General features: G+C 66.8%; 12 protein-coding genes and 1 pseudogene. 4 read left to right on the top strand and 9 right to left on the bottom strand.

The features are described from left to right. The first annotated feature begins 12 nt into the window (after positions 1-12). Positions 13-1,524 carry a glycoside hydrolase family 57 protein gene (locus DK926_RS24945; protein WP_114332656.1) on the top strand — a complete coding sequence of 504 codons (1,512 nt, stop codon included), beginning with the start codon at positions 13-15 and terminating at the stop codon, positions 1,522-1,524. After that, positions 1,521-2,768 (top strand): glycosyltransferase family 4 protein, encoded by a 1,248-nt coding sequence (locus DK926_RS24940; RefSeq protein WP_114332636.1) that lies wholly within the window; start codon positions 1,521-1,523, stop codon positions 2,766-2,768. The genes DK926_RS24945 and DK926_RS24940 overlap by 4 nt, the downstream gene beginning before the upstream one ends. On the opposite strand, the gene DK926_RS24935 is transcribed toward DK926_RS24940, so the two are convergent. Next, positions 2,751-3,527, bottom strand: coding sequence for an acyltransferase (locus tag DK926_RS24935; protein ID WP_114332635.1), 777 nt, complete (start codon positions 3,525-3,527; stop codon positions 2,751-2,753). The genes DK926_RS24940 and DK926_RS24935 overlap by 18 nt on opposite strands. 189 nt (positions 3,528-3,716) lie before the next feature. On the opposite strand from DK926_RS24935, the gene DK926_RS24930 reads away from it, so the two are divergent. After that, complete coding sequence (locus DK926_RS24930) at positions 3,717-4,985, top strand: PQQ-binding-like beta-propeller repeat protein (protein WP_243637015.1); 1,269 nt, start codon at positions 3,717-3,719, stop codon at positions 4,983-4,985. A 15-nt stretch (positions 4,986-5,000) separates the two neighbouring features. Here the strand turns inward: DK926_RS24930 and DK926_RS24925 are convergent, their stop codons facing one another. From DK926_RS24925 to DK926_RS24905, 5 genes are read right to left on the bottom strand one after another with little or no spacing between them, the layout of a single operon-like run. After that, positions 5,001-6,173 carry a class I SAM-dependent methyltransferase gene (locus DK926_RS24925; protein ID WP_114332633.1) on the bottom strand — a complete coding sequence of 391 codons (1,173 nt, stop codon included), beginning with the start codon at positions 6,171-6,173 and terminating at the stop codon, positions 5,001-5,003. A gap of 7 nt (positions 6,174-6,180) precedes the next feature. Next, entirely contained in the window at positions 6,181-7,209 is a 1,029-nt protein-coding gene (locus DK926_RS24920; protein ID WP_068428373.1) for a class I SAM-dependent methyltransferase, read from the bottom strand. Between the two features lie 52 nt (positions 7,210-7,261). Next, positions 7,262-8,041 carry an enoyl-CoA hydratase-related protein gene (locus tag DK926_RS24915; protein WP_114332632.1) on the bottom strand — a complete coding sequence of 260 codons (780 nt, stop codon included), beginning with the start codon at positions 8,039-8,041 and terminating at the stop codon, positions 7,262-7,264. A 26-nt stretch (positions 8,042-8,067) separates the two neighbouring features. Beyond that, complete coding sequence (locus DK926_RS24910) at positions 8,068-8,895, bottom strand: NUDIX hydrolase (RefSeq protein WP_114332631.1); 828 nt, start codon at positions 8,893-8,895, stop codon at positions 8,068-8,070. 38 nt (positions 8,896-8,933) lie between these two features. Next, positions 8,934-9,776: an ABC transporter ATP-binding protein gene (locus DK926_RS24905; protein ID WP_068428365.1), complete on the bottom strand. Its 843-nt coding sequence runs from the start codon at positions 9,774-9,776 to the stop codon at positions 8,934-8,936. 31 nt (positions 9,777-9,807) lie between these two features. Between DK926_RS24905 and glgX the strand changes: the two genes are divergently transcribed. Continuing rightward, a complete protein-coding gene (gene glgX / locus DK926_RS24900) occupies positions 9,808-11,955 on the top strand; it encodes a glycogen debranching protein GlgX (protein ID WP_243637014.1) in 2,148 nt (715 codons plus the stop codon). 652 nt (positions 11,956-12,607) lie between these two features. Here the strand turns inward: glgX and DK926_RS24890 are convergent. From DK926_RS24890 to DK926_RS24880, 3 genes and pseudogenes are all read right to left on the bottom strand, one after another. Further along, positions 12,608-13,372: an aminoacyl-tRNA hydrolase gene (locus DK926_RS24890; protein WP_243637013.1), complete on the bottom strand. Its 765-nt coding sequence runs from the start codon at positions 13,370-13,372 to the stop codon at positions 12,608-12,610. Further along, positions 13,369-14,595: a phosphoserine phosphatase SerB gene (serB, locus tag DK926_RS24885; RefSeq protein ID WP_114332654.1), complete on the bottom strand. Its 1,227-nt coding sequence runs from the start codon at positions 14,593-14,595 to the stop codon at positions 13,369-13,371. Before serB ends, DK926_RS24890 begins: the two co-directional genes overlap by 4 nt. Before the next feature lie 134 nt (positions 14,596-14,729). Beyond that, a pseudogene (locus DK926_RS24880) lies at positions 14,730-14,931 on the bottom strand (cytochrome ubiquinol oxidase subunit I); the annotation flags it as partial.

Raw genomic sequence — 14,931 nt, 5'->3', positions numbered from 1 at the left:
ACCGAGCCAGGGATGTTCGCCCTGGTTCTGCACTCCCACCTTCCCTGGCTCGCCAATCACGGACGGTGGCCCGTGGGCGAGGAATGGCTGTACCAGTCGTGGGCCGGCTCGTATCTGCCGTTGGTGGAGATGCTCGGCCGGCTGGCCGACGAGGGCCGCACGAACCTGCTGTCGCTCGGCATCACTCCCGTGCTGGCCGCCCAACTCGACGACCCGCACTGCCTGTCCGGCATGCATCACTGGCTGGGCAATTGGCAGCTGCGTGCGCACGAGGCGACCGATCGCGGACTGTCGACGCGTGAGCACAGGGCCGCGTCGCACGCTCTCGACACGTTCGAAACACAGTGGCGCCATGGGGGTTCCGCCGCGATTCGCCGACTCGTCGACGCCGGAACGGTCGAGTTGCTCGGTGGCCCGCTCGCACATCCGTTCCAGCCTCTCCTCGACGAGCGATTGCGCGAATTCTCGCTGTCCGAGGGGCTTTCGGATGCCCGGTCACGATGGGGCACCCGCCCGACGGGCATCTGGGCTCCGGAATGCGCCTACGCACCGGGCATGGAATTCGGTTATGCCGCAGCGGGGGTGACGCATTTCATGGTCGACGGCCCGGCGCTGCGCGGCGACACGACACTCGGCCGTCCCGTTCGCGAGTCCGACGTCGTCGCGTTCGGTCGCGATCTGACGGTCAGTTATCGGGTGTGGTCGCCGAAATCGGGATATCCGGGCCACCCCGCGTATCGCGACTTCCACACCTACGACCACGCGACGGGGCTCAAGCACGCACGGGTGACGGGCCGGACCGTCGATTCCGCCGACAAGGAACTTTACGATCCCGAACGCGCATCCGCTGCCATCGACAAGCACGTCGCCGACTTCGTCGATTCGGTTCGACGACGCCTGCGCGAGGAGTCCGACCGAATCGGACGAGGCGCCCTGGTCGTCGCTGCCTTCGACACCGAACTGTTCGGCCACTGGTGGTTCGAGGGCCCGGTGTGGCTGGAGCGTGTACTGCGCGCATTGCCGGAGGCCGGAATCGACGTCGGGACGCTCGACGACGCTCGGACGCGTGGCTACGTCGGCACGCCCGTCGACCTGCAGAAGTCGTCGTGGGGATCGGGCAAGGACTGGCGTGTCTGGGCGGGCGACGCCGTCGCCGACCTGGTGACGCTGAACGCCGAGGTCTCGGCCCTGGCATTGGACACGATCGACAAGAACGCGTCTCGCGAGTCCGACGGGCCCGTATTGCGCAACCGGGTCGACGACCAGATTCTGCGTGAGACACTGTTGGCACTGGCAAGCGACTGGGCGTTCATGGTCAGCAAGGACTCCGCCGCAGGATATGCCCGCGACCGCGCGCACATCCATGCGCACGCGCTGCGGGAGATCGCCGACGCGGTCGCGCGGGGTCCGGTCGGCAGGGCCGCCGAACTCGCCGAACGGTGGAATCGGGCCGACGGCTTGTTCCCCGGACTCGACGCCAGACGTTTGCGTGGGGATCATCGTGACGAAGGGGCGGCCGAGTGAAGATTCTGATGGTGTCGTGGGAGTACCCACCCGTCGTCGTCGGCGGGTTGGGCAGGCACGTACATCATCTGGCGACCGAACTGGTGCGGGCAGGCCACGAGGTGGTGGTCCTGTCGCGTCGCCCGACGGGTACCGACGCCTCGACGCACCCCACCCTTCACCGCATCGAGGACGGCGTCCTCGTCGTCGCTGTCGCCGAGGATCCCGCGCACTTCGTGTTCGGTGAGGACATGGCGGCGTGGACCCTTGCGATGGGACACGCGATGGTTCGGGCGGGTATCGCCCTCGGCAAGCCGGGACTCGGTGACGGTTGGCAACCCGACGTCGTCCATGCGCACGACTGGTTGGTTGCACATCCGTCGATCGCGCTCGCCGAGCACTTCGACGTCCCACTGGTGTCGACCATCCACGCCACCGAAGCAGGGCGGCACAGCGGCTGGATCTCGGGGCCGATCAACCGTCAGGTCCACTCGATCGAGTGGTGGCTGGCCAACGACTCCGACGCCGTCATCACGTGTTCGACATCGATGAAGGACGAGGTGACACGGCTTTTCGGTATCAAGGACGCCGCCGTCACCGTCATCAGGAACGGCATCGACATCCGAACGTGGAGCTTTCGGCGTCGCGAACCGCGCTCGGAACCGGCCAAGCTGCTCTACGTCGGCAGGCTGGAGTACGAGAAGGGGGTCCAGGACGCGATCGCTGCACTCCCCCGCATCCGTCGTAGTCACCCCGGCACGACGCTTCACATCGCCGGTGAGGGAACACAATTCGCGTGGCTGTCGCAGCTGGCCCGCACGCACCGCGTCGCACGTGCGGTGTCGTTCCTCGGTTCGCTCGATCACACCGAACTCCTCGGGTGGCTGCACGGCGCCGACGCGATCGTATTGCCCTCTCGCTACGAGCCTTTCGGCATCATCGCGCTCGAGGCCGCGGCAGCCGGAACTCCGCTCGTGGCGTCGACCGCGGGCGGGCTCGGTGAAGCGATCGTTCACGGCACGACGGGCCTGTCGTTCGAGCCCGGCGACGTCGCCGGCTTGGCCACCGCCGTGCGGTCGGTTCTCGACAACGTGGACAAGGCGCAGGAACGTGCTGAGGCCGCGCGTGCTCGGTTGACGGTCGATTTCGACTGGAAGCACGTCGCGGAGGCAACCGCGCAGGTCTACCTCGAAGCCAAGCGGAAGGTGCGTTATCCGCTCGGCAGGCCGGTCATCGTCGAACGCGCGCTACCCGAACGAAGCTGAGTCGCCGCGGGCGGCTTCTGCTGCCTTCAGCGATTTCTTGCGTTCGATGTCCTCGAGCGCGGCGATGTACTCGGCGCGCGCCGCCGCGCCTGCTTCCCAGTCGGCCTTGCGGTTGCGCACGACCTTCGCCGGTGCACCGACGGCGATGCTGTAATCCGGAATCGTTCCCTTGACCACCGCGTGCGCGCCGAGCACGCATCCACGTCCGATGTTGGTCTCGCGCAACACCGTGACCTTCGCCGCGACCCACGTGTCCGGGCCGATGCGGACGGGACCCTTGACGATGCCCTGATCCTTGATGGGCGTCGTCACGTCGTCCATGCGGTGGTCGAAATCGCAGATGTAGCACCAATCCGCGACGAGCGTCGACGCGCCGATCTCGATGTCGAGGTAGGTGTTGACGACGTTGTCCTTGCCGAACACCACCTTGTCGCCGATCCGCAGCGAGCCTTCGTGGCACCGAATGGCATTGCCGTCGCCGATATGCACCCAGCGGCCGATCTCCAGCCTCGACAACTCGGGCGTCGAGTGGATCTCGACGTTCTTGCCGAGGAACACCATGCCGCGCAGAATCACGTGCGGATTGGCGGCCTTGAACTTCGCCAGACGGTAGTACCGCACCAGGTACCACGGCGTGTAGGCCTTGTTCTGCAGAACCCACCGCAGGGAATCGAGCGTCAGGAAACGTGCCTGTTCGTCGTCGCGCCGTCTCGATCCCCGCCAGCGCGAACGCAACGGCGCGTTCCACATACTCGTCATACCGAGCACCTTAGATAACCGGCCGCGCTCACTCCACCATGGCCCCGCACGGCCGCTTCGTCGGCGGACATCGGTGCCGGGATAGTCTCTTGTGCGACGCGCGTGCCCGGCGAACCATGCACGCGACCTGAGACGAGGGAGAAAAGCACGGTGCGTGGCGGCAGGGCAACGTTCGCTCGAGCAGCGGCAGTGGCAACCGCCGCACTGGTCGCCTCCACCGCCTGCGGAGGCAGCGACACCGTCGACGCCTTCGCTCCCGGAGCATGGCCCGCTGCGCACGGTGATTCTCGAAACAGCAGCTCCACCGGCCACGACGGATCGACCGACGTCGAACTGCAGTGGTCGCGCCCGCTGGGTGGCGCGGTGGGATCCCCGATCTCCATCGCCGCGAGCGGACAGATGTTCGTCGGCACGTACTCGGACGCAGGCTGCAACCTCTTCTCGTTCGAGATGGAGTCCGGCCGCAAGCGGTGGTGCAACCGCGTCGGACCGTCCGTCCCGACGGCCACACCTCTCGTCGACTCGGTCGCCAATGTGTACGTCGGCGACGACGGCGGATTCTCGTCGTTCAACGAGCACGGTCAATTACGTTGGCGGACACCGGTGTACGGCGTTCCCCGGTCTGCACAGTTCCTCGGCGACGGCAGTGTGCTCGCCGTGACGCATCTCGGCCAGGTCAACGTGCTCGACACACAGACCGGGCAGTTGACCGTGCCGATCCACGATCTGATCGAGCCGCCTTCTTTCCTGGAGTCTCCGGACACGAACTTCCTCGCGCCGACGACGGGTCTCGACGACTGCACGATCGGATCCCCGGAATGCCCGGTCGGCGCAGGCCCGGCTGTCGACCTCGATATGGGATCGATCTACCTCGTGCTGTGGCGCCCGGGAGCCATTGCGCCGCAACTGGTGTCGCTGTCCTACGACGCGCATGCGACTCCCTCCATCACCGAGAGATGGTCCTCGGAACTGCTGCCGGCAGCGGTCACGTCGAGCCCGGTCCTGTCGGCGGACGGGCAGACCGTCTACGTCGCGGACGTCGACGGCCGTCTCACCGCGTACGGCGCCGGCGACGGGGCGTCGAAGTGGGCGTACGGTGCTGGATTCGGCGTGTCGGCGTCGCCGTCCGTGTCGGCGGACGGGTCGATCGTGCCCGCGGGTGGTGACGGCATCGTGCAGTCGATCCGCGACGACGGCGACCACGCCACGCAGGTGTGGGCCCGTGACGATCTGAAGCAGGCAGGCGGACCCGTGCAGAGCGCGGACGGTGTCGTCCACACGGTCGTCCGCCGCGGCGACGATCTGGTACTGACGTCGCTCGACGGTTCGTCGGGCGAGACTCTGTCCGAAAGCACCCTTCCAGGCGCGCAGGGATCGACGGTCGGCACGTCGGTCGGACCGGAAGGTCAGATGGTGACGTCGACCAATCTGGGCGAGATCTTCACCTACGCGCCCTGATTCGAGCCGTCGGGATCAGCTCGAACCACCGGGGCGCCGTGCTTCGCAGACGAACGCGAACGCCGAACGCTCGACACGCGTGATGACCACCGACAGGGCGACGTCTCCCCGCAGCTTGAGCTTCGGTCGCAGCACTGCGGGATCGACGTCGACACCTCGGACGAGAATTTCGGCCGAGCCGCAGCGCCTCGACGCCAACGCCTGCCGCAGTGTCTTCTCGGAATACTTGATTTGTTCGAGCACACGAAATCCGTTGACGCCCTCGGGAACCGAGTCGCCGGTCAGATAGGCGATTCGAGGGTCGAGTTGCCACAGACCGTGACGCGCACCGTAATGCCGCACGAGTCCCGCGCGCACCACCGCCCCGTCCGGATCGACGATCCACTCGCCCACGGGGCCGGCGTCGATGTCGTCGGGTTCGGCGTCGGTCACCTCGAACGACGAACCGTCCGACGCCAACACCGTTGCGCGTCTACGCACTCCGTCATGGGTGAGGCCCGTCGACCACAGACATGCCTCCCGCACACCGCCGCTCAGGGACACGACTTCGACTTCGCCCTCCCATCCGAGCCTGTCGAAGTCCAGACCGGGCGCACATTTGACGACCAGATCGCGTCCGGCATAGGCGCCCAGCAACGACGGCAGGGGCGGTTCGAGCGCTGCAGGATCGTGCGTGCGCCTTCCACCGGCACGCCTGCCCGGGTCCGCGAGTACGACCGTTCCACGAGTGGTCGGAGTCAGGGCATCGGCACGCAGTACCGCGACACCCGGGACGTTGTGCGATGCCATCCGTGTGCGCACCGGATCGAGATCGCTACCGACGACGGTTCGAGCAGTCGTCGACAGCGCCGCCAATTCCGTTCCGATGGAACAGGTCACGTCGTGTACGTCGCGACCCTCGAGACGCTGCGCGCGGCGTACGGCGACAGGTGTCGGTGTCGCCTGTTGGACGGCGTCGTCGGTCAGCAACCACCGCTCGGCTCCGTCGATCTTGGTAGCCGCCTTGCGCCGCAGACGCGTCGTCTCGACGAGTGCGGCGGTGCGATCTCCGTGCGCGGCACGCAGAATCGAGATGTCGGACAGCATCGACGCCGAGTCCAACGGCCGTTCGTCGACGTCGCGCAATGCGGCGACGCCGACATCGCTGGTCAGAAAGTCGATGTCGGCGCCGGTGAAGCCGTAACTCATGATTCGATCAGTCGGACTTCACTCCGGTGATCATCACGTTGTAGAAGAATCCGCGCGGCACCACGTGCCTGAGGACCTTCTCGTCGACCCAGCTGAGCGTCTTCCATCCGCCGAACGCGAACTTGGCCCAGTTCCATCCGAGCTTCTCCGCCGGAACGGCGGCTTCGAACGTACGCACCGGCCATCCGAGCAGTGCCGCGGCGAACTCTTCGGTCTGGGCCTGTACGTCCACCGCACCTGCGCTCCGCGCGATGTTCTCGAGGTCGGTGGGGTCGAAGGTATGCAGGTCGACGACGGCTTCCAGTGCCGCGGCGCGGGACGATTCGTCGAGTTCGGCCTGCGGCTTGCGCCAGCTCGCGAGGAAGGGCAGCTTGGTGACACGCGTGGTGGTCTCCCACGTCGCACGGCCGAGCCAGCGAGCGTAGAAGTTGCCCACGGTCGTCGGTTCGCCGGCGAACACGAAGCGTCCACCGGGCTTGAGCACGCGCAACACCTCGCGCAGAGACTGTTCGACGTCGGGGATGTGGTGCAGCACCGCATGGCCCACGACGAGGTCGAAGGTGTTGTCCTCGTACGGGATCGTCTCCGCGTCGGCGACGCGTCCGTCGACATCGAGGTTCAGGTGCTCGGCGTTGCGCAGGGCGACCTTCACCATGCCCGGCGACAGGTCGGTGACCGAACCCTTCTCCGCGACGCCCGCCTGCATCAGATTGAGCAGGAAGAACCCTGTGCCGCAACCTAATTCGAGGGCACGACCGTACGGCAGGTCGTCCTGCGCACCCGGCTGGCCGCTGACCGCCTGGTCGAAACGCCCACGCGCGTACTCGATGCAGCGCTCGTCGTACGAGATCGACCACTTGTCGTCGTACGTCTCCGCTTCCCAGTCGTGGTACAGCACCTGAGCGAGCTTGGTGTCGCTTCGGGCAGCCTCGACCTGCTCGGCCGTGGCGTGCGGGTTGGGAGCAGGATCGTTCACGGCGCTTGCGGCAGACGATGCGGGTGCATCGGAGTTGCCGTCGTGTGGGCTTGCAGTCATGAGGGCAGCCTACTATCCGGTAGTGAATGAACAAGTTCCAGTTTTGCCGACCTCACTCGCCGACGAACTCCGCCTTGCCAGGTCCGTTGGCAACGAAGGACTCCATGCCGATGGTGCGGTCCTTCGTGGCGAACAACGCGGCGAACTGCTGAGCCTCGATCTTCAGACCGGTGTTCAGATCGGTGTCGAGACCCTGATCGATCGACGCCTTCGCGGCGGCGAGAGCGCGGGCCGCACCCGTCGTGAACTGCGACGCCCACGCACGTGCGGCGTTGTAGACCTCGTCGGGGGCGACGACCTCGTCGACCAAGCCGATGCGCAGAGCCTCGTCGGCTCCGACGAACCGACCGGTGAAGACCATGTCCTTCGCCGTGCTCGGACCGACCAGGCGCGCAAGCCGCTGGGTGCCACCGCCGCCGGGGATGACGCCGAGAAGAATCTCCGGGACACCGAGCTTGGCGTTGTCGCCCGCAATACGACGATCCGCGCCGAGCGCGACCTCGAGTCCGCCGCCGAGTGCGTAGCCGGTGATCGCGGCGACGACGGGCTTCGGGATGGCAGCGAGCGACCCGAGCGCGGACTGCAGATCACCGATGATGGCCGACATCTGCGCGGCCGTGAGCTCGAGCATCTCCTTGATGTCCGCGCCTGCCGCGAATACCTTCTCGCCGCCGTACACGATGACGGCCTTGACCGACGAGTCGACGGTGGCCGCCCGGGCCGCGTCACGAATCTCTTCCTGCACTTGACGATTCAGCGCGTTCATGGGGGGACGGTCCAGGCGGATGGTGCCGATGCCGTCTGCTACCTCGAGAGTCACGTACTCAGCCATGGCGCTCACGCTACCGGTAGGCGGACCTAACGGTCTGCCCACGGGTGGGTGCTGCCCGCGTAGTACGCGTCCTGGCCCGGAAAATCGACGCGTAGTTCGCCGTCGGAGTGGTAGAGATCCGGCTGGATGGGCGTGACGTCGGGCGACGCGGCCAGGACGGCATCGACACCGTCGAACGTCGTCAGTCCCGCGAGTTGACTCCACGTCGGAGGCAGCAGGATCGTCGCGCCGCGACGCCAGTCCTCCAGCGCAGCATCCAGCGAACGCCATCCGACCGACGCCGCCTCACTGGTCTCGCCGTCCGCGGTCTGCCCCTCCGGCACCACCGCGACGAAGAACCGGGTGTCGTAGCGACGCTTCTCCCCCACCGGAGTGATCCAGTTCGACCACGGACGCAACAGGTCGGCGCGCAACACCAACTCGTTGCGCGTCAGAAATTCGCCGAACGTCTGCTCCCGTCGTTCGAGTGCACCGCGGTCGTCGGCAAAGCGGCGCGTGTCCGAAACGACGGAGTCCGCAGTCGGTCCGGCGAGCAGGACGCCGCATTCTTCGAACGTTTCCCGCGCCGCCGCACACACGAGCGCTGTGGCCTTGCGCTCGTCCACACCGAATCGTTCGGCCCACCAGGACGCGCTCGGTCCGGTCCACTCGAGTCCGGTGTCGGCGTCGGACAAGTCGACGCCTCCCCCGGGAAACACCGTCATGCCGCCGGCGAACGCCATGCCACCGACCCGTTCCAGCAGGAACACCTCGATACCCGCAGCCGCGTCGCGCAGAAGAATCACGGTCGACGCGTCGCGCACCGGGACGTCGGCGAGATCGGACGGGGTCGAGGCACCGCTGGCTGTGGACATTGAAAGAAATCTACCGGACCTACGTAACGGCCATCACATCAGCGGCGGTGCTGTGCTCCGGCCCGCGTACGGCGCGCGAAGAATCTGCCGTCGACGCGATCGAGCGTGATCGACTGGCTGAACGCTTCGGTCAGGTTCTCGGCGGTGATGACGTCGTCGACGAGGCCCTGCGCGACGACTCCACCCTCCTTGAGCAACAGTGCATGCGTGAAGCCCGGTGGGATCTCCTCGACGTGGTGCGTGATGAGCACCGTCGCGGGCGCGTCCGGGTCGGCGGCGAGATCGGCCAGGCGGGCGACGAGCTCCTCGCGTCCACCGAGGTCGAGACCCGCGGCCGGCTCGTCGAGAAGAAGTAGTTCCGGGTCGGTCATGAGGGCGCGAGCGATCAGCACACGCTTGCGCTCGCCCTCGGACAGAGTTCCGTAGGTGCGGTTCGCGAGGTGTTCGGCACCGAGGCTCTCGAGCATGTCGACGGCACGCTCGGTGTCCATGTCGTCGTACCGCTCACGCCACCGGCCGAGCACGCTGTACCCGGCGGACACGACGAGATCGGCGACGGTCTCGTCGGCCGGAATGCGGTGGGCCAGCGCGGAGGAGGACAGACCGATGCGCGGTTTGAGGTCCGCGACGTTGGCCTTGCCCATCACTTCACCGAGCACGTGTGCGACGCCCGAGGTGGGATGCACCTCGGCGGCTGCGATGCGCATCAGCGACGTCTTGCCTGCCCCGTTCGGACCGAGGACGACCCAGCGCTCGTCGAGCTCCACCTGCCAGGTCACAGGGCCGACAAGCGTCACACCACCTCGCCTGATGAGTACGTCGTCGAAGTCGATGAGGAGATCGGGATCTGGTTCGGACACGAGGTCTATCTTGTCCCACATTCGTCGGGCTTTCACGGCAGGATCTGTATGCGTGTCGTCCAATGTTCATCACACCGTCGGCGAGCCCGACTCGGCGAACCGTCCCGCACCGGGGTCCCCTTTCCCGCTCGGGGCAACAGTCGGCGAAGGTGGTACGCAATTCGCAGTCCACTCGCCGGACGCCGATGGCATCGAGATCTGCCTGATCGACGACGACGGCGGCGAGCGTCGCATCGCACTCGGCAGCCGTACGTACGGCGTCTGGCATGGGTTCGTCGAGGGCGTCGAAGCAGGAACGAAGTACGGAATCCGAGCGCACGGCCCGTGGAACCCGTCGGACGGCCGCAGATTCAATCCGCAGAAGATTCTGCTCGATCCCGCCGCGCGCACGATCCACGGCACCGTCGGATCGGCGGAGGCTCTCCTCGCCTACGAGGACGACCCGTTCGGGCGTCCGAACACCGTGGATTCACTGGGCCATGTGCCGCTGGCGGTCGTTACCGCGCCCGACGTACCTCCGAGCGCACCCCGGCCCGGCATCCCGTGGGATCGAACGGTCGTCTACGAGATGCACGTCGGCGCGTTCACTGCCCGGCACCCGGACGTACCGGCCGAGCATCGCGGCACCTATCTCGGACTGACGGCCCCTGCAGTACTCGACCATCTCACCCGCCTCGGCGTGACGACCGTCGAACTGCTGCCGGTGCATGCGACGATCACCGAGCCGGGCGTCCGTGCCCGGGGGATGCGCAATCACTGGGGATACTCGACCGGCGCGTTCTTCGCACCCGATCCACGGTTCGCGTCGACGCCGGGAGCCGAGATCGCCGAATTCCGCACGATGGTCGACGCGCTGCACTCGGTCGGTATCGAAGTGATACTCGACGTCGTCTACAACCACACGTGCGAGAGCTCGGTCGACGGTCCGTCCATCAGTTGGCGTGGGCTCGACGCGCCCGGTTACTACCTTCTCGACGGACGTGGCCACGACGTCGACCTGACCGGGTGCGGAAACACGACCGACTCGGCGTCACCTGCTGTCGTACGCATGGTCTGCGACAGTCTCCGCTACTGGGCGACGGACATGGGTGTCGACGGGTTCCGTTTCGACCTCGCGAGCACGCTCGGCCGCCCCGCGTGGCGATTCGATGCGCGCGCACCGCTTCTGACTGCGATCGCGACGGATCCCGTGCTGTCGACACGCAAACTGATCGCCGAACCGTGGGACGCGACAGGCGCCGGCTATCAGGTCGGCGGGTTCGGCGCGATGTGGTCGGAGTGGAACGACCGGTACCGCGACACCGTCCGTCGGTTCTGGGCGGGACAGACCGGCGTGCGTGAACTCGCCTCGCGCATAGCGGGTTCCGAGGACATCTTCGGCGGCGGCGTCCGAAAGCCTTGGGCCTCGGTCAATTTCGTGACCGCACACGACGGCTTCACCGCCCGCGACCTGGTGTCGTACTCGCGCAAGCACAACGACGCGAACGGTGAGGACAACCGAGACGGCACCGACAACAACATCTCGGAGAACCACGGCGTCGAGGGCCCGACCGACGATCCCGATGTCATCGCTGCGCGGGGCCGCCACGTCCGCGCACTGCTCGCCACGCTGACCCTGTCGACCGGGACGCCGATGCTGTTGGCCGGCGACGAGATCGGACACACGCAGGGCGGCAACAACAATGCGTACTGCGTGCCGGAGGATGCACCCGCGGATCGGTCGTGGGCCATCGACTGGGAATCCGCCGACCGCGATCTCCTCGCGTTCGTCTCGCGACTGTTGCGGATCAGACGAAGCGCCCCGTCACTGCGCCAGCAGGAATTCTTCTTCGGGCGCGATACTCCCAGCGGCAGGCCGGATCTCGTCTGGTTCGACGGACGCGGCAACGAACTGACGACCGACCAGTGGCACGACGATTCGATCCGCACCATCCAGGCATGGGTGGACGGCGGCGACGTACGCTCCTACGCCTCGGACGGGCATCGCGTCGACGATGCCAGTTCGCTGCTCGTCCTGCACTCCGGCGGCCCGACCGAAGTATCGCTGGCGTGCCCGCCCTGGGCGGCCGAAAGATTCGTCGCCGTCTTCGATTCCAGCACTGCCGACGGCACGCCCGTCGACGCGACGGCCATCGATGCGGGTTCGCCACTGTCGCTGTCGGGTTCGACCGTGCTCGTGCTGCGCAGCGTCGGAAGGTGATGGACGAAGAACTGCACGATCGGCCCGATACCGAAGGCGTACAACAGGGTTCCGATTCCGGCGTTGCCGCCGAGCAGCCAACCCGTCGCGAGGACGGTGATCTCGATGCAGGTGCGAACCAGACGGATCGACAGGCCCGTTCGCGCCACGAAGCCCGTCATCAGTCCGTCACGCGGGCCGGGCCCCATGCCCGCACCGATGTACAACGCCGTCGCGAAGCCGTTGGTCACGATGCCCGCCAACATCAACGGGATGCGTACCGCGAGCGAATCGACGTCGGGTAACCACGCGAGCGACACGTCGACTGCGATCGCGATGACGACGACGTTGCTGACGGTGCCCAGTCCTGGCTTCTGGCGCAACGGAATCCACGCCAGCAACACCAGAATTCCCGTCACGGCCGTGATGGTCCCGAAGCTCAGATCGACGTGCCAACCGATCCCCTGATGGAAGACGTCCCACGGGTCGAGGCCGAGTCCTGCCGTGATCATCGCGGCCATCGACAACCCGTACAGCCATAGTCCGATGTACAGAGCGCCGAGGCGCAGTACGAGATTCCTGGCCGATCCGGACGAGATGTTCGATGTACGCATGCATTCAGTGTCGAGCACACTGGATTCCGCAGAAACGGCCAGTTTCGAAGCGGTGGACCCTATCGCCACATCTCGGGTGCGACGCCGACGACCGTCATCGAACCGGGCGCCACCTCCGTGAATCCGGCGTCGCGTACGGCTGCGGCGCGACCGGCGTCGACGAGTGCGCGGGCCGTCGCCCACTGCTGGGCGTCGGCGTCGCGGACCGAACACGCGAAACCGCGTGCCGCCCATGCTTCGCACTGCTCGGTCGACATCGTTCCGGCAAGCAGCATCGACGCGTGCCCGACCTGCGCTGCAGCCTTTCCCACGGTCATCTCGAGCGCCGGGTCGATCCAGAGCACCGGAAGGTCGTCGGCCACCCGATCCGGTTCGTCGTGACTCAGATCGGTGCCGCCGATCTGCAGTCTCCTGATCCGCGAATCGAGGTCGCCGACGCGTCCGGGAACCAGGGCACGGGCCTGCGCGTCGCCGACGTCCACGGTCACGCCGGGCACATCCTGCGCGGCGGTCCAATGGGCCCCACGAGCTCGCCTGGCCACCTTGCGGATGCGTGACGACGTCCACGCGCGGAACGACTCTTCCCACTCTCCGCCCGGTCCGACGCGCTCGTCGAAGCACAGTGCGACCGAGGCCGACGCCGCCGCTTCGAGCAACCGGCTGCGCGGCGGCGGATCGGCCTTGGGGATGTTCAGCACGATCGGCATCGCGAGGACATCGGCGGGGTCGTCGGGGTCCGGCCGTCCCCCGTAGCCCTGCGCGAGGACTGCGTGTCGTTCGGCGAACGTGCTCCGCGGTGTGTCCTCGATCGGCGACTCGCTCACAGGATCGGAACGCGTCGCACACCGCCGTCGACGGCGTCGGCTGCCTCGATCTCACCGCGTGTGACGCCGAGCATGAACAGCACGGCGTCGAGGTACGGGTGCGAGATCGCCGTGTCGGCGATCTCGCGGAGGGCGGGTTTGGCGTTGAAGGCAACGCCGAGACCTGCCGCGGTGAGCATGTCGATGTCGTTGGCGCCGTCACCGACAGCGACGGTCTGCTCCATCGGCACCCCGGACTGGGCTGCGAACTCTCGCAGAGCGATCGCCTTCGCGGCACGGTCGACGACCTCGCCGACGACGCGGCCGGTCAGCTTGCCGTCGACGATCTCCAGAGTGTTCGCGCGAACGAAGTCGAGTTCGAGTTCGTGTGCGAGGCCTTCGATGACCTGACGGAATCCACCGGACACGACACCACACGAATACCCGAGCCTGCGGAGCGTTCGAATGGTCGTCCTCGCACCCGGAGTGAGTTCGAGGTCCTCGCCCACCTCGTCGATCACCGATGCGTCCAGCCCTGCCAGCGCTGCGACGCGTTGGTGCAGCGATTCGGTGAAATCGATCTCACCGCGCATCGCGGATTCGGTGACCGCGCGAACCTCGGCTTCCCGACCGGCCTTGGCGGCAAGCATCTCGATGACTTCACCCTGCACGAGCGTCGAGTCGACGTCGAACACGATGAGCCGCTTGGAACGCCGCGCGATTCCCGCCCGTTCGACCGCGACGTCGACACCGACCCCCGCGGCGATCTCGGACAGCCCCGTGCGCAGCTGACGATCGGCGTCGGGCGAGGTGTTGGTCGTCGACACCTGCAGTTCGAGGCCGGTGACCGGGTAATCGGCGACGCCACGAATCGAGTCGATGTTCGCACCCTGCCGCGCGAGCTCCCGCGAGAGGGTGCTGAACGCGCGGGCGGTGACCGGACGGCCCAGAACGACGACGACGTGTGTCGGAAGTCCGGGCTTGCCGTTCTGGTCCGCGCCGATCTCGACGTCGACGTGCACGCCGACCGTCGACATGGCCTCTTCGAGTTCTTCCTGCAGGTGTTCGGGATCTCGGGGGCAGTTCAGCAGTACGCCCAGTGTCAGGCGTCCCCGGATGACGACCTGTTCGACGTCGAGCAGGGTCACCTCGTGACGTGAGAGCGCAGCGAACAGAACCGACGTGACGCCAGGCTTGTCCGGCCCGGTGACCGTCACGAGTACAGCGGTGTCCGATGACGCCACCGGATCTCCCTTCACGCGCGGATCCGCATCGCGTGCGAATCCGCTGTCCGAATGTGGTCGTGGGTTTCGATTCTTGCAAGCGAAGAGCCCCGCCCGGGTACCGGGAGGGGCTCTTCGGGTCTATCGCATACCTGCTACTTCAGATCCCTGCCTGGATCCGGGTCGCCGGAGTGCTCGTGGTCGCTCGTACTGATGGGTGCACGGCGTGCCTGTTCGAGTACTTCGGTGGTGTGTCCGCCGTGGCTGCCGGGTCCGACGTGGGCTTCGGAGCGCATGCGTTCGACCATGTGTGGGTAGTGCAGCTCGAACGCGGGACGCTCGGAACGGATACGGGGC

The organism is Rhodococcus sp. Eu-32 (assembly GCF_003336925.1).
GTDB classification, from domain to species: domain Bacteria; phylum Actinomycetota; class Actinomycetes; order Mycobacteriales; family Mycobacteriaceae; genus Rhodococcoides; species Rhodococcoides kyotonensis_B.
This window is presented reverse-complemented; position numbering and strand designations above follow the sequence as displayed.